The 22,014-nt window shown below is 75.4% G+C and carries 2 protein-coding genes; both read right to left on the bottom strand.

Annotation, left to right across the window (positions count from 1 at the left end; genetic code table 11):
- Nucleotide 1 precedes the first annotated feature (1 nt).
- Nucleotides 2–7,363: a non-ribosomal peptide synthetase gene (locus C569_RS31100; RefSeq protein WP_018788713.1), complete on the bottom strand. Its 7,362-nt coding sequence runs from the start codon at nt 7,361–7,363 to the stop codon at nt 2–4.
- Nucleotides 7,360–21,996: a non-ribosomal peptide synthetase gene (locus C569_RS0126235; RefSeq protein WP_018788712.1), complete on the bottom strand. Its 14,637-nt coding sequence runs from the start codon at nt 21,994–21,996 to the stop codon at nt 7,360–7,362. The genes C569_RS31100 and C569_RS0126235 overlap by 4 nt, the downstream gene beginning before the upstream one ends.
- Between the last annotated feature and the right edge of the window lie 18 nt (nt 21,997–22,014).

The raw sequence follows: 22,014 nt of genomic DNA, 5'->3' as shown, positions 1-22,014 counted from the left end.
ATTAGGCGAGCCTAACCTGATCGTCCGCGAGCCGGGACACGGCCTCCACCGTGCGCCCCGCGAACACATCGCGGGTCCGCAGCGCCACGCCACGCGCGCGTGCCGCCGCGACGAGCCGCATCGCCGAGATGCTGTCCGCGCCCAGGTCGAACAGGTCGTCGTCGCCACCGACGCCGGGCACCCCCAGCACCTCGGTGGCGACCTCGCACAGCACCCGCTCCGTGCCGGTCCGCGGCGCCCGCCCGGTGCCCTCGATCACCGGAGCCGGGAGCGCCACCCGGTCGATCTTGCCGTTGACGGTGACGGGAAGTCGGTCGAGGACGACGAACGCGGCCGGCACCAGGTGCGCGGGCAGCCGGGTGGCGAGGAAGGCACGCAGGTCCCCGGCGGTCACGTCGGCCGGGGCGACGACGTAGCCGACCAGCCGGCGCACCCCGTCATCGTCCCGCACGTCGAGCGCGGCCTGGCGGACGGCCGGATGGGCGGCGAGCGCCGCCTCGATCTCGCCCAACTCGATCCGGAAGCCACGGATCTTGACCTGGTTGTCGGTCCGCCCCACGAAGTCGATCCGGCCGTCGGCGGTCCAGCGCACCACGTCACCGGTGCGGTACATCCGGCTGCCGGGCGGACCGAACGGGTCGGGGACGAACCGGCCCGCGGTCAGGTCCGGCCGGCCGTGATAGCCGCGGGCCACCTGTGCTCCGCCGATGTACAACTCACCGTCCACACCCGGGGGCACCGGGCGCAACCAGTGGTCGAGCACGTAGAGGCTGCTGTTGGTGACACCACGGCCGATCAGCGGGCGGATCGAGTCGCGCACGTCGGCCACCACCGCGTCGACGGTGCACTCGGTGGGGCCGTAGAAGTTGAAGGCCGCCGTCCCCGGCAGGTGCTGCATCTTCTCCCAAAGCGGCTGCGGGATCGCCTCGCCGCCGACGCCGAGCACCCGCAGCCCGGTCCGGCCGCTCTCGGCCAGCCCGGCGGCGAGCAGTTGCTCCAGGTGCGACGGCGCCACCTCGATGAAGTCGATTCCCCGGTCGCGGACGAACGACACCAGCGCCGCCGGGTCCCGGCGGGTCTCCTCGGTCACCAGGTCGAGGTGGTGGCCGCCGAGCAGGCCCAGCATCGGCTGCCAGGAGGCGTCGAAGGCGAACGACCAGTTGTGCCCGATGCGCAGCTTGCCCTGCCCGGCCGGGGTGAGCACGTCGCGATCGTGGTTGGTGAACAGGTTGACCACGGTACGGTGCGGCACCACGACGCCCTTGGGCCGGCCGGTGCTGCCCGAGGTGTAGATGACGTAGGCGGCGTTGTCCGGGGTGAGCGTCGTCTCGACCGGCGCGCCGTCGTGGCCCGCCGCCGGGTCGTCGTCCAGCAGCAGCCGCTGCCGGCCGGCCGGCAGCAGGCCGGCGTGGGCGGCGTCGGTGAGTACCAGCACCGGATCGGCGTCGTCGAGCATCGACGCGATCCGGTCCGCCGGGTAGTCCGGGTCGATCGGCACGTACGCCGCGCCGGAGGCGAGCACGCCCCAGATCGCCACCACGATGTCGACGCCCCGCGGCAGCACCAGCGCGACCCGGCGTTCCGGTGCCGCTCCCCGCTCGATCAGGAGCCGGGCCAGCCGGTTGGCACGGGCCGCGAAGGACGCGTAGTCCAGCGTCTCGTCGCGGACGGTCAGCGCCGGGGCGTCCGGGGTCCGCGCCGCCCAGCCGTTCAGCACCGCGGGCAGCGTGACCTGGTCGACCGGGGTGCGATCGGCGTTCCAGGCCACCAGCATCCGCTCCCGCTCGGCGTGGGCCACCACGTCGGTGCGGCCGACTGGCCGGTCCGGATCGACGGTCAGCGTCGTGAGGATCCCGGTCAACCGGTCGAGCAGGGTACGCGCCGCCTCGGCGGTGAACAGGTCCCGGCGGTACTCCAGGTTGATCGCCAGCCCACCCTCGTCGCCGGCCACCAACGTCAGCGGGTAGTGGGTGGCGTCGTGCTGGCGTACCCCGTCGATCTTCAGACCGGCCGACGCCTCGCCGGCGGCGAGCGCGGCGGCGTCCACCGGATAGCTCTCGAAGACGGTGAGAGTGTCGAACAACTCGCCCCGCCCGTGCGCCCGCTGGATCTCGGCCAGGCCGAGGTGGTGGTGGTCCAGCAACCGGGACTGCTCGGTCTGGAGCCGGCGCAGCAGCGCGGACCACGGCTCGGCGGCGCGCAGCCGCACGCGCACCGGTACGGTGGTGATGAATAGCCCGATCATGTCCTCCACGCCGTCCAGGCCGGACTCCCGGCCGGAGACGGTGGCGCCGAACACGACGTCGTCGCGGCCGGTCAGCCCACCGAGCAGCACACCCCAGGCGGCCTGCACGACGGTGTTCAGCGTGACCTCACGTTCGCGGCACAGCGCGGCGAGGCGGCGACGCAGGTCGTCGGGGAGTTCCGCGTCGAGGTATCCGGGTTCGGCGGGCCGGCCCGCGTCCGGCGGAACCACCCGGGTCGCGTCGGTGATCCCGGCCAGCGCGTCCCGCCAGGCCCGCTCGGCCGCCGCGGTGTCCCGGGTGGCCAGCCACTCCAGATGCGCCCGGTACGGCCGCGGCGGCGCGACGTCCACGCCCGCGTAGCGGGCCAGCAGGTCGCGCACGACCAGCGGACCGGACCAGCCGTCCAGCAGGATGTGATGCTCGGTGCTGATCAGGCGGTGCCGGTCCGGGCCGAGCCGAGCCAGCGTCCAGCGCAGCAACGGCGGCCGGGACAGGTCGAAATGCCCGCGCTCGGCGGCCCGCACCTCGGCGGTCGCCGCCTCCGGGTCGACGGCGCCCGACAGGTCGACCTCTCGCCAGGGCAGCTCCACCTTCGCCGGGAGGATCTGCACCGGCACGCCGGACGCGCTGGTCACGAAGCCGGCTCGCAGGTTGGGGTGCCGCTCGAACAGGTCGGCCGCCGCCGCCCGCAACCGGCCGACGTCCAGCGGGCCGGTCAGGTCGAGCACCTGCTGCACGGTGTAGACGTCACCGGCCGCCTCGTCGTACGAGGAGAGGAAGTACAGGCCGCGTTGCAACGGCGCCAGCGACCAGGCGTCGACCAGGTCGGGGAAGCGCCGCTCCAGGTCCTCCACATCGTCCTGGGTGACGTCGAGCAGCGGCAGGTCGGCGGTGCTCCGCCCGCCGGGCGCGCGCTCCAGCGACTCCAGCGCGGCGAACCACCGCGCGGCCATCTCCCGCACCTCGGCCTCGGTGAGCACGCCGGCCGGGTAGGCCAGGTGCGCGGTGAGCCGGTCGCCGGTCACCGAGACGTTGACCTCCAACGCGTGGGTCATCGGCGTCGACGGGTCGGCGTCGCCACCGAGTCCGTCGACCGGCGTCCAGTCCCCGTGGTCGGCGTCGCCGTCGAAGCGGCCGAGGTAGTTGAACAGCACCTGCGCCGAGACGGCCGGCAGGCCCAGCAGCCCGTAGCCGAGTCCGTCGCCCGGCACGGCCCGCAACTGGTCCTTGACCCGCTTGAACGCGGTCGCGACTCCGCCGTCGCCGGGCTCGAGCCGCACCGGGTACTCCGTGGTGAACCAGCCGACCGTGCGGGACAGGTCGGCGCCGGGCACCGCCTCGGCGTGCCGGCCGTGCCCCTCCAGCTGCACCCGGATCCGGCCGCCGGTGCGCGGAGCCAGCACCATGGCCAGCCCCGCGAGCAGCACCTCGTGCACCCCGGCCCGGAACGCCTCGGCGACGGTGGTGAGCAGTGCCCGGGTACGCTCCGGCGGCAGCGACACGGTGACCACCCGGCTGCCGCCCACGGTGTCCCGGGCGGGATCGACGGCCCGCGCCCCCAGGGGCGGCTCCGCGCCGGCCAGCACCGCCGACCAGTGGGCCGCCTCCGCGGTCCGGTCCACAGTGGCCAGCCCGGTCGCCCAGGCTCGGAAGGAAGTCGGCACCGGCGGCAGCGCCACGTCGCGGCCTTCGGCGACCGCCGCCCACGCCGCCCTCAGGTCGTCGCCGAGCACCCGCCACGACACCCCGTCGACGACCAGGTGGTGCGCGACCAACAGCAACCGGCCCGGCGCGTCCCGACCGCCGTCGAACCAGACCGCCTCCGCCATCGCACCGGTGACCGGGTCGAGCCGAGCCACGGCCGCCGCGCGGGCGGCGTCGACGTCGGCGCCGCCGGGCAGCACCGTCAGCCGGGGCGCCCCACCGGGCGGGGGTACGGCGAGGTGGGTGCCGGTCCAGCGCGCCCGCAGCAGGTCGTGCGTGTCGGCCAGCGCGCGCAGGATGGCGACCAGGGTTGGGCGGGTCAGCGCGGCTGGGGTGTGCCACACCATGGACTGGGTGAACCGGGCCGGCACCCCCTGCTCGGCGAGCCGGGCGACGGCCGGGGTGAGCGGAACCGGCCCGGCCGGCGGCACACCGGGGCGCGGCGGCTCGGTCGCCGCCTCCGCGACGGCGGCGACGCCGGCGACCGTGCGCTCCTCGAACACCTGCCGCGGCGTGATCCGCAATCCGGCGGCGCGGGCCCGGGCGACCAGTTGCAGGCTGAGGATGCTGTCCCCGCCGAGAGCGAAGAAGCTGTCCTCGACACCGACCGCGGGCAGCCCCAGCACCTGCGCGAACAGCCCGGCGACCGTCTCCTCCACCGGGTTGCGCGCGCGGGTGGCGCCAACGGCGACCTCCGGGGCGGGCAGCGCCCGGCGGTCCACCTTGCCGGCCGGGGTCAGCGGCAGCGCGTCGAGCCGAACGTACGCGGCCGGCGTCATGTGCTCCGGCAGCGAGGCCGCGACGTGCGCGCGGACCGCGTCCAGCGATCCCGCCCCGGTCAGGTACGCGACGAGCCGCCGCACCCCGTCCTCGCGGACCACCACGACGGCCTGCCGTACCCCGGGCGCGGCCTCGACCGCCGCCCGCACCTCGCCCAGCTCGATCCGGAAGCCCCGGATCTTCACCTGGTCGTCCGCCCGGCCGACGAACTCGACGCGTCCGTCGGTGGTGCGGCGCACCACGTCGCCGGTGCGGTACATCCGCGATCCGGCCGCTCCGAACGGATCGGCCACGAACCGGGTCGCGGTGAGTCCGGCCCGGCCCAGGTAGCCCCGGGCGAGCGGCGCGCCGGCCAGGTACAGCTCCCCCGCGACTCCGGCCGGCACCGGCCGCAGCGCCCGGTCGAGAACGTACGCACGGGTGTTGCGGATCGGGCGGCCGACCAGCGGGGTGACGCTGTCCGCGACGTCCGCCACCAGGGTGTCCACGGTGCACTCGGTGGGGCCGTACAGGTTGAGCACGGTGCTGCCGCAGCCACGCAGGGCGGTCCACAGTGCCGGCCCGGTCGCCTCGCCACCGACCACCAGATACCGCGGCACGGCGGTGAGTTGGGGCAGCAGCGCCTCGGCGAAGGACGGTGTGACGTCCACATAGTCGACGCCGCACGCCGCCACGTAGCGGGCCAGCAGCTCCGGATCGTGCCGGGTCTCGTCGTCGACCAGGTGCAGCTCGTGCCCGGCGACCAGCCAGAGCAGCCCTTCGACAGCGGTGTCGACCCACAGCGCGGCGGTCAGCGCGACCCGGATCCGCCGCTCGGCGGGAAAGAGCGACCGCTGGCTCGCGTACAGGTTGGCCAGGTTGTCGTGGGCGACCACGACGCCCTTGGGTCGGCCGGTGGAACCGGAGGTGTAGAGCACGTAGGCCGCCGAACGCGGATCGACGGCGACCGACGGCGCCGTCGCGGCCGGCGCCCCGGCGTCCCGCAGGACGAGCACCGCGCGGGCGTCGGCCACCATGAAGTCGACCCGCTCGGCCGGCAGGCCGGCGTCGATCGGCAGGTAGACCGCGCCGGCGGCGAGCACCGCCAGCCAGGCGACCAGCGCGTCCGCCGACCGTGGCAGCGCCACCGCGACCACCCGCTCCGGTCCGGCTCCCTCGGCGAGCAACCGCGTCGCGAGCGCGTCCACCCGGGCCGCGAGTCCGGCGAAGCTGAGCACCTGGTCGCCGGCGACCAGCGCCACCGCGTCGGGGGTGGCCGCCGCCTGCCGCCGGAAGATGTCCACGACCGACTCGGGTGGGACCGCGGCGATCTCCCCCACCAGCGTCTCGGTCGGGCCGATCGGCACCGAGGCGAGCGTCGCCGCCGGGTCGGCGAGCATCATCGCGAGGAGGTCGGTCAGGCGCCGCAGCACCTCGGCCGCCCACGTCGCGGGGAACTCGTCCGGCCGGTGGTCGAGGCTGAACGTCACCGTTTCCGCGTCGGGCACGACGGTCAGCGTGGCGGGATAGTGGGTGGCGTCGCGGCCGGTGACCGCGGTGACCCGCAGGCCCGCCGCGTCCTGCGAGGCGGCCAGCCCGCTCGCGTCCACCGGGTAGCTCTCGAACACCACCAGGGTGTCGAACAGCGGCCCGGCGGCGGCCTGCCGCTGGATCTCCGCCAGGCCCAGGTGCTGGTGGTCGAGCAGGCCCGCCTGCTCGGCCTGCACCCGGCGCAGCACGTCGAGCAGGGTGTCGGAGGGGGCGAGCCGGACCCGTACGGGCAGGGTGTTGATGAACAGGCCGACCATCTCGTCGGCGCCGGGCAGCGTCGCCGGCCGACCGGACACGGTGGCACCGAAGAGCACGTCGTCGCGACCGGTGAGCCGGCCCAGCAGGATCCCCCACAGCGTCTGCACGACGGTGTTCAGGGTGACGCCGTGGTTGCGGGCGAACGCGGTCAGTGCGCCCGCCGGAACCGTCGTCGAGGTCTCGACGGGAACGACGGCCCGCCGGTGCGGGTCCGCCCGGCCGAGCACTGTCGGTTCCGTCACCCCGTCCAGGTACGCCGCCCACGCCGAACGGGCGGCGCTGGTGTCCTGCCCGGCCACCCAGGCGAGGTGGTCCCGGTACTGCGGGGCCGGCGGCAGCGGTTCGCCGGCGTAGCTCCGGAGCAGATCGCGCACCAGGAGCGGACCGGACCAGCCGTCGAACAGGATGTGGTGGGCGGTCAGCACCAGCCGGTGCCGTTCCTCGGCGAGCCGGACCAGCACCCAGCGCAGCAGCGGCGGCCGGCCGAGGTCGAAGCGGCGGGCCCGCTCCTGGTCGAGCAGCCGGGCCAGCGCCGCCGCACCGGCCGCCTCGCCCGACCCGCGCAGATCTACCACCGACCAGGGCGTCTCCACCCGGGCCGGAACAAGTTGTACCGGCTCGCCGCTCCTGCGCGGCCGGAACGCGGCCCGCAGGTTGGGGTACCGCTCCAGCAGCGTGGCGGCGGCGGCGCGCAGCCGGTCGGTGTCGACCGGCCCGGACAGTTCCAGCACCTGCTGCACGGTGTAGACGTCGGCGTCCTGCCCGGCGTAGGAGGACAGGAAGTAGAAGCCCTCCTGCAACGGGGACAGCGGCAGGATGTCCTGCAGTCCAGGCGGCTTGCTCACAGGGTCTCCCACCCATCCTCGAAGTCGTCGATCTCGTCCTGGCTCAACTGCACCAACAGGTCGGACGGGGTGAGCCCGCCGTTCGCGTCACCGGCGGCCAGCGCGGCCAGGGCCGTGAGATAGTCGTCCGCCCAGCCCGTGACCGTGTGCTCGGCATGCGCGTCCGACGGCCACGACCAGCGCACCTCCAGTGACGGACCGGCCACGCTGTCGAGCGTGGTGACGGTGACCTCGAGGCCGTGGGCGCGGGGCAGCCCGTCGGGCACAGTGCCGAGATCCGTCGGGTCCGGCGACCACGGGCCCTCGTCGGCGGTGAACCGACCGAGGTAGTTGAAGAGCACCGGCGGCCGGGCGGATCCCAGCCGATCGCGCAGCAGGCCGTACCCGATGCCGTTGTCCGGCACCGCGCGTAGCTGCTCCTTGACCTGCTTGAGTTCGCCGCCGAACCGGACCGGGAAGGTGGTGGTGAACCAGCCGACGGTGCGCGACAGGTCGGCACCGGGCACCACCTGTTCCTCACGGCCGTGCCCCTCCAGCTCGACGACGAGTTCGCCGTCCGGGCCGCCCAGCACTCGGGCCAGGGCGGTGAGCAGCACGTCCTGCGCGGTGCCGTGCACCGCCGCGGGCACCGTGGTCAACAGCGGGGCGGCGCGCTCCGGGGGCAGCACCCGGACGATCTCGCGCGGCTCGCCGTGCCAGGTGCGCTGGGTGAGCCCGGCGACTGTCCGCCGCCAGAACGCCATCTCCGGGCCACGCGTGAGCGCGGCGTCCCGCAGGCCGCTGGCCCACTGCCGGAACGAGGTGCCGGTGGGTGCCAGGTCAGGTCGCTTGCCGGCGACCACGGCCTCCCAGGCGTCGCGCAGGTCCGGTCCGATGATGCGCCAGGACACCCCGTCCACCACGAGGTGGTGCGCCACCAGCAACAGCCGGCCGGGAGCCGGCACGGCCTGCACCATCACCCCGCCCTCCGGGTCGAGGCGGCGCACCGCCGCCGCGTACGCGGCCCCCAGGTCCCCTCCGGCGGGGTGGATCAGCGCGGCGGCGTCGACCGCGCCCACCGGCGGCACGTGCAGACCACTGCCGGTCCACCGGGCCCGCAGCACGTCGTGCCGGTCCAGCACGGCCTGCAACGCCACCGTCAGGTCCGCGGTGGTCACCTCGGCCGGCACCCGCAGCAGCATCGACTGGTGGAACCGGCCGATCGGCGCGCCCTGGTCGCGGAGCCAGCCGACGATCGGGGTGACCGGCACGTCGCCGAGCGCCGCGTCGGGCGCCTCCGTGACCGTCCCGTCCGTGCCGGCCAACGCCGCGAGCGCGGCCGGGGTCTTCGCCTCGAACACCTGGCGGGGGCTGATCCGCAGACCGGCGGCGCGGGCCCTGGCGACGAGTTGGATGGAGACGATGGAGTCGCCGCCGAGCGCGAAGAAGCTGTCCGCGCCGCCCACCTCGCTCAGGCCGAGAACCTCGGCGAACAGCTCACGCATCCGCCGTTCGACCGGGCTCGTGGCGGCTCCGGAGTCGCCGACGGTGAACGTCGGCGCCGGCAGCCGTCGGACGTCCACCTTCCCGGCCGCGTTCAGCGGCAGCTCGTCGAGCGGCACGAACGCGGCGGGGACCATGTAGTCCGGCACCGCGTCGGCCGTGCCGCGGCGCAGGTCCGCCTCGGTGGCGGAACCGACCACGTAGGCCACCAGGCGGCCGTCCCGCACGACGACCGCCGCCCGCCGCACCCCCGGCAGCGCCCGGACGGCGCTCTCCACCTCGCCCAGCTCGATCCGGAAGCCGCGGATCTTCACCTGGGCGTCGGCCCGGCCGAGGAATTCGAGCTGCCCGTCCACCCAGCGCACGACGTCGCCGGTGCGGTACATCCGGGCGCCGGGCGGGCCGAAGGGGTCCGCGACGAAGCGCTGGGCGGTCAGCCCCGGCTGCGCGAGGTAGCCGCGGGCCAGGCCGGCGCCACCGAGGTACAGCTCGCCGGGCACACCCGGCGGCACCGGACGCAGCCGATGGTCCAGCACGTAGGCGAAGCGGTCGTGGTCCGGCCGACCGATCAGCACCGGTCCCGGCGCGCACCGCCAGAAGGTCGCGTTGACAGTGGTCTCGGTCGGCCCGTACGCGTTGATCATGGGGTTGGTCGCGGTCCACCGCTCGACCAGCTCGGGCGGGCACCGGTCGGCGCCGGTGACGACGGTGACGTGCGCCGGGACGCTGCCGGCCGGCACCGCGCCCAACGCGGACGGCGGCAGCGCGAAGTGGGTGATCCCCTGGTCGCGGACGAAGGCCGCGAACGCCTCCCCGAGTCGCTGCTCCTCCGGTACGACGACCAGGGTGGCCCCGGCGGTCAGGGTGGCCACCACCTCGGCCACTGTGACGTCGAAGCTCGGCGAGGCGAACTGCGTCATCCGGCTGCCGGCGCCCAGCCGCAGGGTGCGGTGGAACGTGCCGGCCAGAGCGGCCAGGCCGGCGTGCGGAACCACGACGCCCTTGGGCCGCCCGGTGCTGCCCGAGGTGTAGATGACGTACGCCGGGTGCAGCGGGCTCGGCCGGTCGCCGAGCGGCCCGGCATCCGGGTGCTCCGGCAGCGGCCCGTCCACTGTGAGCACCGGCCGGGCCTCGGCGACGATGGTGGCGAGCCGGTCCGCCGGGTGGCCCGGCTCGACCGGCAGGTACGCCGCGCCGGCCTTGGCGACGGCGAGTTCGGCCACCACCAGGTCCGCCCCGCGCGGCAGGCGCACCAGCACGATCTGCTCCGGGCCGGCCCCCCGCTCGCGCAACGCCCGGGCGACCCGGTTGGCGCGGGCGTCCAGCTCGGCGTACGTGTAGCGGGTGGCGCCGTCGATCAGCGCGACCGCGTCCGGGCTGCGCCGCACCTGCGCCTCGAACAGCTCGGGCAGGGTGCTCGGCGGGTGCTGCGCGGCGTGACCGCGCCCGGCCGCCAGCACCTCCCGCCGCTCCGCCGGCGTGAGCAGCTCGGCGGCGCCCACCGGCCGGTCCGGCGCGGCGGTCACCGCGTCGAGGACCCGGACCAGGCGCGCGGCCAGCGCCTCGGCGCTGGAGCGGTCGTAGAGGTCGGCGGCGTACTCGACGACGCCGATGAGGCCGTCCATGCCGTGCCGCTCGGTGACCACGATGCCCAGGTCGAACTGGGCCACCCCGGTGTCGACCGGCTCCGGGTCGACCCGCAGGCCGGGCAGGCCCGGCACCTCGGCGGGCACGTGCTGGTAGGCGAGCATGACCTGGAACAGCGGGTTGCGGGCGGCCGAGCGCTCCGGGTTGACCGCCTCCACCAGACGCTCGAACGGCAGGTCGGCGTGGGCGTAGGCGGCCAGGTCGGTGGTCCGGACCCGGCCCACCAGCTCCCGGAAGGTCGGGTCGCCGGACACGTCGGTGCGCAGCACCAGCGTGTTGACGAAGAACCCGACCAGGTCGTCGAGCGCTTCGGCGTCCCGGCCTGCGAGCGGACTGCCCAGCGGGATGTCGTCGCCGGCGCCGAGCCGGCTCAGCAGCACCGCGGTGGCCGCCTGGACCACCATGAACGCGGTCGCGCCCGTCTCGCCGGCCAGCCGCCGCAGCCGCCGGTGCACCGCGGCCGGCACGTCGAAGGTCACGATCCCGCCGGTGTGCGACGGCACCGGCGGGCGGGGCCGGTCGGTGGGCAGCGTGAGTTCCTCCGGGGCGCCCGCCAGCGCCTCACGCCAGTGGGCGGCCTGCCGGGCGGCGCGGCTGGCCGGATCGGCCGGGTCGCCGAGCAGCTCGCGCTGCCAGACCGCGTAGTCGGCGTACTGCACCTGCAGGGGGGTCCAGGCCGGTGCGCCGCCGCCGCGACGGGCCGCGTAGGCGGTGCCGAGGTCGGTCATCAATCGACCCTCGGACCACTCGTCGGTGACGATGTGGTGCAGCAGGAGCAGCAGCGTCGCCTGCCCCGGCCCGGTGGCGAACAGGGTGCACCGCAGCAGCGGACCGGTGGCCAGGTCGAACGGCTCTCGCGCGGCTTCGCGCAGCAGCGCACCGACCTCGTCCGGGGCGCAGTCCACCACTGGGAGCGGCGGGGGGGCGGGCGGCAGCAGGCGGGCGTACGGCTGGCCGTCGGAGTCGGCGAACACGGTACGCAGGCTCTCGTGCCGGGCCACCACGTCGGCGAGCGCCACGGCCAGCGCGGGCACGTCGAGCGGCCCGGTGAGCCGGGACGCGAACGCCACGTTGTAGGTGGCGCTCGACCCGTGCAACCGGTCGTGGAACCAGAGCCGACGCTGGGCGAACGACAGCGGCAGCCGGACCCCGTGCTCGCGGGCGGCCAGCGGTGGACGCTCGTCGCCCGCGTCGTCGGCGAGCCGCCGGGCCAGATCGGCCACCGTCGGCGCCTCGAAGACGGTCCGGATCCGCACGGTCACGCCGAGGGCCCCGCGGATCCGTGCGGCCAGGCTGGTCGCCAGCAGCGAGTGCCCGCCCAGAAGGAAGAAGTCGTCGTGCACGCCGACCGCCGGCAGCCCGAGCAGGTCCGCGTACAGGCCGCACAGCACCTCCTCCACCGGCGTGCGTGGTGCGGCGGTGACCGGGAAGGCGGTGCGGTCGGGCTCGGGCAACGCCCGCCGGTCGACCTTGCCCGCGGTGGTGGTGGGCAGCGCGTCGAGCGCGACGAACGCGGCCGGCACCATGTAGTCGGGCAGCCTCGTCGCGGCGTGCTCACGCAGCCCTGCCGTCTGACCCACCACGTACGCGACCAGCCGCTTCGGCTCGTCCCGGGCGACCACCACGACCTGCTCGACGTCCGGATGGGCCCGCAGGACGTTCTCGATCTCCCCCAGCTCGATCCGGAAGCCACGGATCTTCACCTGGTCGTCGGCGCGGCCCAGGTAGTCGAGACTGCCGTCGGCGGTCCACCGCACCACGTCGCCGGTGCGGTACATGACCGTCCCGGGTGCTGCGAACGGATCGGCGACGAAGCGCCCGGCGGTCAGTCCCGGCCGGTTCAGGTAACCCCGGCCGAGCTGGGCGCCGGCCAGGTACAACTCGCCGGACACGCCGGGCGGCACCGGACGAAGCGCGTGGTCGAGCACGTACGCCCGGGTGTTGCCGATCGGGCGGCCCACCGACGGCGTCTCGCTGTCGGCCAGCCGGGCCAGCAACGTGTCCACCGTGCACTCGGTCGGGCCGTACAGGTTGATCGCCCGGACGGGCGACGAGCGCAGCGCCGTCCAGAGCGCGGCGCCGGCCGCCTCGCCACCGAGGGCGAGCGAGGCCGGCACGTGCCGGGGATCGGTCAGCAGGCCCTCTGCCACGAGCCGGTCCGCCAGCGACGGAGTGACGTCCAGGAAGTCGATGCCGTGGCCGGCCACGTAGTCGTTGAGCAGTCGCGGGTCGCGGCGGGTCTCGTCGTCGACGACGTGCAGCTCGTGGCCGGCGAGCAGCCAGAGCACACCCTCCCAGGAGGTGTCGAAGGACAGCGCGGCGGTCAGGGCGGCCCGGACGCGCCGGCCCCCGGACAGCTCCGGGAAGATCACCTGGGCGTGGTGGTGGTAGAAGTTCGCCACCGCGGCGTGCGGCACGACGACGCCCTTGGGCCGGCCGGTGGAGCCGGAGGTGTAGAGCACGTAGGCCGCAGAGCGCGGATCGATGCCGACCGCCGGCGCCGGCGCGGCCGGTGCCACGGTGTCCCGCAGCACCACCGCCGGCCGGGCGTCGGCCAGCATGAAGTCGATCCGCTCGGCCGGCAGGTCGGCGTCGACGGGCAGGTACGCCGCGCCGGCGGCCAGCACCGCGAGCCAGGCGACCACCGACTCCGCCGAGCGGGGCAGGAGCACGGCCACCGCCCGTTCCGGGCCGGCGCCGGACGCGACGAGCCGGGCGGCGAGCGCGTCGACCCGGCCCGCCAGCTGCGCGAAGGTCAGCGTCGTGTGGGCGAAGACGAGGGCGGGTGCGTCGGGGGTGGCCGCGACCTGCCGGCGGAACACGTCCACCACCGAGCCGGCCGGCACCGGCCGGGTGGTGGTGTTCCACCTGACCAGCGCCGCCTCCTCGGCGGCGGAGAGCACCCCGACCGCGGCCAGGCGCCGGTGGGGATCCGTCGCGACCGCCTCCAGCAGCCGGACCACCCGGTCGAGCAGTTCCCCTGCGGAGCGCGCCGAGTAGAGGTCCGGCCGGTACTCCAGGCGCAGCCGCAGCAGCTGCTCGGGAATGGCGACCAGGCTCAGCGGATAGTGCGTGGCGTCCAGCGGGATGCCGGGCGTGACGGCGAGGCCGCTGCCGGCGGCCAGTTCGGTGGGGTCCAGCGGGTAGCTCTCGAAGACGGTCAGGGTGTCGAACAGCCGGGGCAGCCCGGCGAGGCGGTGCAGGTCGGTGAGCCCAACGTGCTGGTGCTCCAGCAGCGCGGCCTGCTGCGCCTGCAGCCGGGTGAGCAACGACGCCCAGGTGTCCGCCGGGGCGGGCCGGACCCGGACCGGGATGGTGTTGATGAACAGGCCCACCATCGATTCCGCGCCGGGCAGGTCCGCCGGCCGGCCGGCGACGGTCGCGCCGGCGACGACGTCGTCACGGCCGGTGAGCTGCCCGAGCAGCACCGCCCACACCGCCTGCACGACGGTGTTGACGGTGACGCCGAGGCCCCGCGCGACAGCGGTGAGCCGGGCGTTCGCGTCGGCCGGCAGGAACGCCTCGGCGACCTGCGGCACCATCGCGCCGGTGGCGTCGGGCGCGACGAGCGTGGGCTCGTCCACCCCGGCGAGCGCCGCGCGCCAGGCCGCCTCGGCCGCCGCCGGTTCCTGCCGGGCCAGCCAGGCGAGATGGTCGGTGTACGGTCGGGGCGTGGGCGGGTTGCCGCCCGCGTAGAAGGTGAACAGGTCGCGGACGGCCAGCGGCCCGGACCAGCCGTCCATCAGCAGGTGGTGCTGGGTGAAGACGAGCACGTGCCGGTCCGCGCCGAGGCGGACCAGGGTGAGCCGCAGCAGCGGCGGGGCGGTCAGGTCGAAGCGCCGCGCTCGGTCGGCGGCGAGCAGGTCCTCCAGCGAGCCGCCGGCGGACAGGTCCACCTCCGTCCACGGCACGGTGACCGTGGCCGGGACCACCTGGATCGGCCCGCGGCCGAGGTCGTGCACGGCGATCCGCAGGTTCGGGTGCCGGTCGAGCAGCGCCGCCACGGCGGCCCTCAACCGCCCGGCGTCCAGCGGGCCGGCCAGCTCGAACCGCTGCTGCACCACGTAGACGTCGGCCCCGTCGGGGGCGTACGACGACAGGAAGTGGATGCCGGCCTGCAACGGCGACAGCGGCCACGCGTCGGCGAGGTCCGGCACCCGGCGCTCCAGTTCCTCCACCTCGTCCTGACGCAGGTCGAGCAGCGGCAGGTCGGACGGGGTGCGCCCGCCCGGACCGGGCTCGCGGACCAGCCCGGCCAGCGCGGCGACCCACCGCTCGACCAGGCCGGCGACCGACGGCGCCCGGTGCGGCAGATACGACACCCGCAGGCGCAGCACCGGTCCGTCCGGGGTGTCGGCGGTGCCGGCGTTGACGGTGACCGGGTGGCGGACCGGGATGTCCGCGTCGACGGTGACCGCGGGCGCGGGCAGCTCCGGCGCCGGGGAGAACGGCTGCTCCGACGACCCGTCGAACCGGCCCAGGTAGTTGACCACGATCTCCGGCTCACGCCGCCCGGCCAGCTCCCCGCCGCCGAGGTGGCGCAGCAGGCCGTAGCCGATGCCGTGGTCCGGGGCGGCGCGCAGTTGCTCCTTGACCCGCTTCAGGGCGACCGGGCCGTCCAGCCCGACGGCGTCGACCGCGACCGGGTACTCGGTGGTGAACCAGCCCACCGTACGGCTCAGGTCGGCGCCCGGCACGACGTGTTCCTCCCGGCCGTGCCCCTCCAGACCGACGAGCAGCGGCCGGCCGGCGGCCAGGGCGAGCCCGGTGAGCAGCACGTCGGGCACGCCCGCCCGGTAGGCCTCGGGCACCGTGGTGAGCAGCCCGCGGGTGACGTCCGGTCCGATCTCGACGGTCAGCTCCCGCAGGTTGCCGGCGACGTCCAGCGGCGAGGACGGCTGCGGGTGCCCGTCGGTCACGGCCAGCCAGTGCGCCATTTCGCCGGCCCGTGCGGCGGCTGCCGCCGGCAGGCCGCGCGCCCAGGTGCGGAACGACGTGGTCGCCGGGGCCAGGGACTCACCCGCGCAGGCCCGGGCCAGGTCGTCGAGCAGAATGCGCCAGGAGACGCCGTCCACCACGAGGTGGTGAACGACCAGCAGCAGGCGGCCGGGCAGGCGGACGACCTGCGCCATCACGCCGTCGCGGGGGGCCAGCCGGTGCACCGCGTCAGCCAGCGCGGCGGCCGGGTCGAGGTCGGACCTGGTGATCAGCGCGGCGGCGGCGACAGCGCCCCGCACGGGCACCTCCAGTCCGGTGCCGGTCCAGCGGGCGCGCAGAAGGTCGTGAGTGTCCAGCAGCGCCTGGACCGCGCTCTCGAGCCGGCTCAGATCGGCCGGGGCGTGCACGAGCATCGCCTGGCTGTAGCGTGCCAGGCCGACACCGAGGTCACGGGCCCAGGCGAGGATCGGGGTGAGCGGCACCGCGCCGACGGCACCCGGGTCCGCCACCGCGTCGACCGCGACCTCGGCGACGGCGGCGAGGGCCGCCGGCGTCTTGTGGTCGAAGACCTGGCGCGGCGTGATCCGCAGGCCGGCGGCGCGGGCCCTGGCGACGAGCTGGATGGAGACGATCGAGTCCCCGCCCAGCGCGAAGAAGCCGTCGTCGGGCCCCACCGCGGGGAGCCCGAGCAGGTCGGCGACGAGGTCGCAGAGGATCGCCTCGACCGGGTTCACCGGCCGGCCGGCGGGCGTGGTGGCGGCCGCCGCCGGGGCGGGCAGGGACCGCCGGTCGGTCTTGCCGCTGGTCGTCAGGGGCAGCCCGTCGAGCACCACGACCGCGGCCGGCACCAGGTGGTCCGGCAGCGCCGCGGCCAGCGTGGCCCGAACCCCGTCCGGCGTCAGGTCGGTGCCGGTGACGTAGCCGACGAGCCGGCGTACCCCGGGGGTGTCCTCGCGGACCAGGGCCGCGCTCTGAGCGACGCCCGGTACCGCGGCGAGCGCGGCCTCCACCTCGCCCAGCTCGATCCGGAAACCACGGATCTTCACCTGGTCGTCGGCCCGCCCGGCGAACTCCAGCCCCCCGCCCACCCAGCGCACCACGTCACCGGTGCGGTACATCCGGGCGCCCGGGGAGCCGAACGGGTCGGCGACGAACCGGTCGGCGGTCAGGGCCGGCCGGCCCAGGTAGCCGCGGGCCAGGCCCGAGCCACCCAGATACAGCTCGCCCGGCACCCCGGGCGGGACCGGGCGCAGCCGCCGGTCCAGCACGTACGCCGTGCGGCCGCGGTCCGGTCGCCCGATCGACACCGGGCCGGGGGTGGCGCGCCAGGTCGTCGCGGTGACGGTGGTCTCGGTCGGACCGTAGGCGTTGAACATCGCCCGCCCCGCCGACCAGCGCTCGACCAGCCGCGACGGGGCCGCCTCACCGCCGATGACGACTGTGGTACCGGCCGGAAGCGCGTCGGTGGGCAGCGCGGCGAGCAGGGCCGGGGGCAGGTCGACGTGGGTGAGCCGCCGCGAGGTGACAAAGTCACCGAGGTCCCGCCGCTCGTCCGGGACGATCACCAGGGTGCCGCCGCACAGCAGCGACATGGCCAGCTCGCTGTAGACCACGTCGAAGCCCGGCGACACGAACTGGGAACCGCGGGTGCCGGGGCCGGTGCCGAACGTCTCGGCCACCGAGGCGGCGAGGTCGGCGAGGCCGGCGTGGGTCACCACGACGCCCTTGGGCCGGCCGGTGGAGCCGGACGTGTAGATGACGTACGCCGGGTGGTCCGGGCGCAGCGGCGCGGTCCGCTCGGAGTCGGTCAGGTCGTGCGCCGGGCCGGTGTCGCCGGCGTCGTCGATCAGCAGGGTCGGCGCGGTGACCCGTCCGGCGAGCGTCGCATCCGTCAGCACCAGCACCGGCGCGGCGTCGTCGATCACCTGCTCGATGCGGGCGTCCGGGTACGACGGGTCGAGCGGCAGGTGACCGGCGCCGGCCTTGTGTACGGCGAGCAGCGCGACGGTTGCCGTGACACCGCGTGGCAGCAGCACACCGACCAGCCGTTCCGGACCGGCGCCGTGGCTGATCAGCAGCCGGGCGAGCCGGTTGGCCCGCGCGTTGACCTCGGCGTAGGTCATCACCCGCCGGTCCGGTGCCTCGATCGCTGGTGCGGCCGGGGTGGCGGTGACCTGCCGCTCGAACAGCGCGGCGAGGGTGGCCGGCGGCAGCGCCGGCGGCCCGGCGGCGAGCAGCGCGGCGCGTTCGTCAGCGGTGAGCAGGTCCAGGTCGGCGACCGGCACATCCGGATCGGCGGCGACGGCCTCCAGCAGCCGCACCAGCCGTCCGCCCATCGCCCGCACGGTGTCCGGATCGAACAGCTCGGTCCGGTACTCGATGGTGGCGACGATGTCGTCGCCCCGCTCGGCCAGATCGACGGAGAGGTCGAACTTCGCCGTGCCGGTGTCGACGAACCGCACCGGCCAGTCACCGACGGCGGGCAGCGCGTGCTGGTAGGACACCATCACGTCGAACAGCATCCGGCGGTCCGGGGCGAGGGCGTCCAGCACCTGGTCGAACGGTACGTCGGCGTGGGCCAGCGCGGCCAGGTCGACGCGACGGACCCGGGCCAGCAGCTCGGCGAAGGTCGGATCGCCGGACAGGTCGGTCCGCAGCACCAGCGTGTTGACGAACAGGCCGACGAGGTCGTCCAGGGCCTCGTCGGGCCGTCCGGCGATCGGCGTGCCGAGCGGGATGTCGTCGCCGGCGCCGTGCCGGTGCAGCAGCGCGGCGGTCGCGGCGTGGGTCAGCATGAACATCGTCGTGCCGCTCGTGCGGGCGAGCGTGCGCAGTCGCGCGGGCAGCCCGGCCGGCAGCGTGACGCTCAGGGTGGCCCCGGCGGCGGACGGACTCGCGGATCGCGGCCGGTCGACCGGCAACGGCAGCGGTCCCGGCAGGTCCCGCAGGGTCCGCCGCCACCAGTCGAGCTGGTCGATGACGGGAAGCTCGGCCTGCCAGCGGGCGTAGTCGGCGTACCGCACGGACGGGGCCGGCAGCTCCTGCCCGGCGTACGCCGCCACCAGGTCGGCCAGCAGCGGGGTCAGTGACCACTCGTCGGCGGCGATGTGGTGCACCACCAGCAGCAGGACGTGCTCGTCGCCGTCCGCCCGGTGCAGGTGCGCCCGGATCGGCGGCTCGGTGGCCAGGTCGAAGGGCCGGCGCACCGCCGTGGCCAAGTCGTCCACCCGGGACAGCTCGACCGGCGGTGGCGGGAGCACGACCGGGTAGGGGCGACCGTCCGGGTCGGTCGCGTACACCGTCCGCAGTGGTTCGTGGCGGGCGACGACCGCGGTCACGGCGCGCGACAGCGCGGCGGTGTCCAGCGGGCCGCGCAGGGTCAGCGCCAGCGGCAGGTGGTAGGTGGGGTCGGCGCCGTCGAGCCGGTGCAGGAACCACATCCGGCGCTGCGCGGCGGACAGCGGCGGACGGTCGACCGGCGGGAGCGCGACCAGCGGCGGCCGGTCGGCGGCGCGGCGCAGCCGGGTCGCCAGGGTGGCGACGGTCGGCGCGTCGAAGACGTCCCGGATGGTCAGCTCCGCGCCGAGCAGGGTTCGGCACCGGGCCACCACGCGGGCCGCGAGCAGCGAGTGACCGCCCAGGGCGAAGAAGTCGTCGCGGGGGCCGACCGAGGCCAGCCCGAGCACGTCGGCGACGATGCCGCCGAGGATCTCCTCCTCGGCGGTGCGCGCCCCACCGGCGTCGGCGGCCTCGAAGACCGGGTCGGGCAGCGCGTCGCGGTCGAGCTTGCCGTTGGGCGTGGTGGGCAGCTCGTCGAGCGCCAGCACCGCCGCCGGGACCATGTAGTCGGGCAGCATGCCACCGACGAAGGCCCGCAGCGCCTGCGGGTCGGCGTCGCCGACCACGTAGCCGACGAGACGCCCGTCCCGCAGCACGACCGCCGCCCGGGACACCGCCGGGTGGGCCAGCAGCGTGGCCTCGATCTCGCCCGGCTCGATCCGGAAGCCGCGTAGCTTGACCTGGTGGTCCACCCGGCCGAGCACGTCGAGGGTCCCGTCGGGGCGCCAGGCGGCGAGGTCGCCGGTGCGGTACATGCGCGTGCCGGGCGGTCCGTACGGGTCGGCGACGAAACGGCAGGCGGTCAGTGCCGGGCGGCCGAGGTAGCCCATCGCCACCCCGGCGCCGGCGATGTACAGCTCGCCGGCCACGCCCCGGGGCACCGGGCGCAGCGCGGTGTCGAGCACGTAGACCGAGGTGTTGAGGATCGGCCGGCCGATCGTCGGGGTGCCGTCGGCGGTGATCTCGGCCGCGGTGGACCAGACGGTGGTCTCGGTCGGGCCGTACAGGTTGGTCATCCCGGCGGTGTTCGCCCGCAGCCGGGCCGCCAGCTCGGCGGGCAGCGCCTCGCCGCCGACCAGGGCCCGGACGCCGGGCAGCGGTACGTCGGCGATCTCGCGCCAGAGCGTCGGCGTGGCCTGCAGCACGGTGGCTCCCGACGTGGCGACGAGTTCCCCGAGCACCGTCGCGTCCTGCACGGTCTCCTTGGGCGCGAGCACCACCTGGGCGCCGTGCAGCAGCGGAAGGTAGAGCTCCAGCCCGGAGATGTCGAAGCTGACGGTGGTCACCGAGAGCAGCCGGTCACCGGCGGTGAGCGGCACGACGTCCCGCATGGCGAGCAGGAAGTTCACCAGGTTGCGCTGGGTCACCACCACGCTCTTGGGGCGCCCGGTCGACCCGGAGGTGAACAACACGTAGGCCGGCGCGTCCGGAATCTCGGGCACGTCCGGCACCGGGGCGTCGGCGCGCTCGTCGGGGCGGACCAGCGGCAGGGTCGTGGGCAGCGCCGCGGTGCCGTCGGTGAGCACCAGCACCGGCGCCGCGTCCTCGAGCATGACCGCCAGCCGGTCGGGCGGGAAGTCCGGGTCGAGCGGCAGGTAGGCCGCGCCGGTGCGGCCCACCGCGAGCAGCGCGGCGAGCAGCGTGGTGGAACGGGGCAGGCAGACCGCGACGACCGTGCCGGGTCGCGCGCCGCGCGCGGCCAGCAGCCGGGACAGCTCCGCGGTGGCGGCGTCCAGCTCGGCGTACGTCAGCGACGTGCGGCCGTCGGTCACCGCCGGCCGGTCCGGGGTACGGGCCACCTGCTCGCGGACCAGCGAGGACAGCGTCGCAGTGGGCAGCGCGGCGGCCGGACCGGTCCCGTCGTCGTGCAGCCGTGCCCACTCGTACGCGCCGACCACGTCGAGCGCGCCCACCGCACCGGCCGGATCGGCGGCGGCGAAGTGCCGCAGGAAGTCGGCGAGCCGCCGGGCGTGCTCGCGTACCGCCGGCATCGGGTAGAGGTCCGGGTTGGCGTCCACGGTCAGCGCGAGCCGGCCGTCACCCCGGTCGTCGACGGTGATCGAGAGGTCGTCGACCGGTCCGGCGGCGCGGTACAGGGGCCGGCCGGGGTTGCCGCCGAACGACAGCTCGGCGCCGAACGGCTTGATGTTCACCCACGGGCCGACCAGCCGACGGTCGCCGCCGACCAGCTTGAGGTCGCGGCGGATGTCCTCGCCGCGGTAGCGCTGGTGCCGGCGGATCGCCCTCAGCTCGGCGGCGACCGAGCGGAGCAGTTCACCGACGCTCTGCGCCGGGTCGACCGCGACGCGCAGCGGCAGCACGTTGACGGCGGTGCCCGGAACCCGGGCGGTGGCCGAGCCGAGCCGGCCCATCACCGGCAGGCCGAGCACCACGTCGCGGCCTCCGGTGAGCCGGTGCAGGTAGACGGCGACCGCGGCGAGAAGCGCCTCGACCCAGGTGGCCCGGACCTCCTGGCCGGTGGCGGTCAGCCCGGCCGAGACGGATTCGGCAAGCCGGTGCTCGACGCGGCGGAACCGGTGGGCGGTGGTGGGCGTACCGGGCGCGAGCCCGGTCACCGCCGGGCGGTCGGCGAACCGTTCGGTCCAGAACGCCCGGTCGGTCGCGAACGCCGCCGAGGCCCGGTACGCGGCGTCGGCCTCGATCATGTCGCGCAGCGGCCGGAGCGGGGTGGCGGCCGGTTCCCGGCCGGCCGCCAGCGCCGTGTAGAGCTCAGCGAGACGACCGGTGAGCAGCGCGAACGTGTACGCGTCGAGCGCCAGGTGATGGCAGGTCTGGAACCAGATCTGCCGGTCGTCGCTCAGCCGCAGCAGGGCGTGCCGGAAGATCGGGCCGGTCCGCAGGTCGGTCAGAGTGGCGAGGTCGGTGCTGATCCACGCGTCGGCGGCGGCGTCCGGGTCCAACTCGTTCCGGAGGTCGACGACGGTGAGTTCACCCCGGATCGCGTCGTCGATCACCTGCCGGGGTTCGCCCCCGTCCGGTCCCGCGGCCGGCTCGACGCGGATCCGGAGTACGTCGGCCTCGGTCACCAGCCGCCGGCCGGCCTCGGCGAGCGCGTCGAGGTCGAGCACACCGTCGATGACGACCCCGGCACCGGTGTTGAAGATCGGATTCGTGCCATCGATCTGCTGGGCGTACCAGACGCCGGCCTGTGCGGCGGTGAGGGGCAGCGAAGTGGTCACGGTGTCGATCTCCCGTTGTCTGGGCATGGGTGAAGGACCCGCCGT

The sequence above is a fragment of the Micromonospora sp. CNB394 genome, assembly GCF_000374985.1.
In the GTDB taxonomy this organism is placed as follows: domain Bacteria; phylum Actinomycetota; class Actinomycetes; order Mycobacteriales; family Micromonosporaceae; genus Micromonospora; species Micromonospora marina.
The sequence above is the reverse complement of the archived record's forward strand: the minus strand, read 5'-3'. Positions and strand labels throughout refer to the sequence as shown.

Excerpts from the sequence above, each read along its gene's own strand:
- C569_RS0126235 (WP_018788712.1), bottom strand. The coding sequence starts at position 21,996 with ATGCCCAGACAACGGGAGATCGACACCGTGACCACTTCGCTGCCCCTC.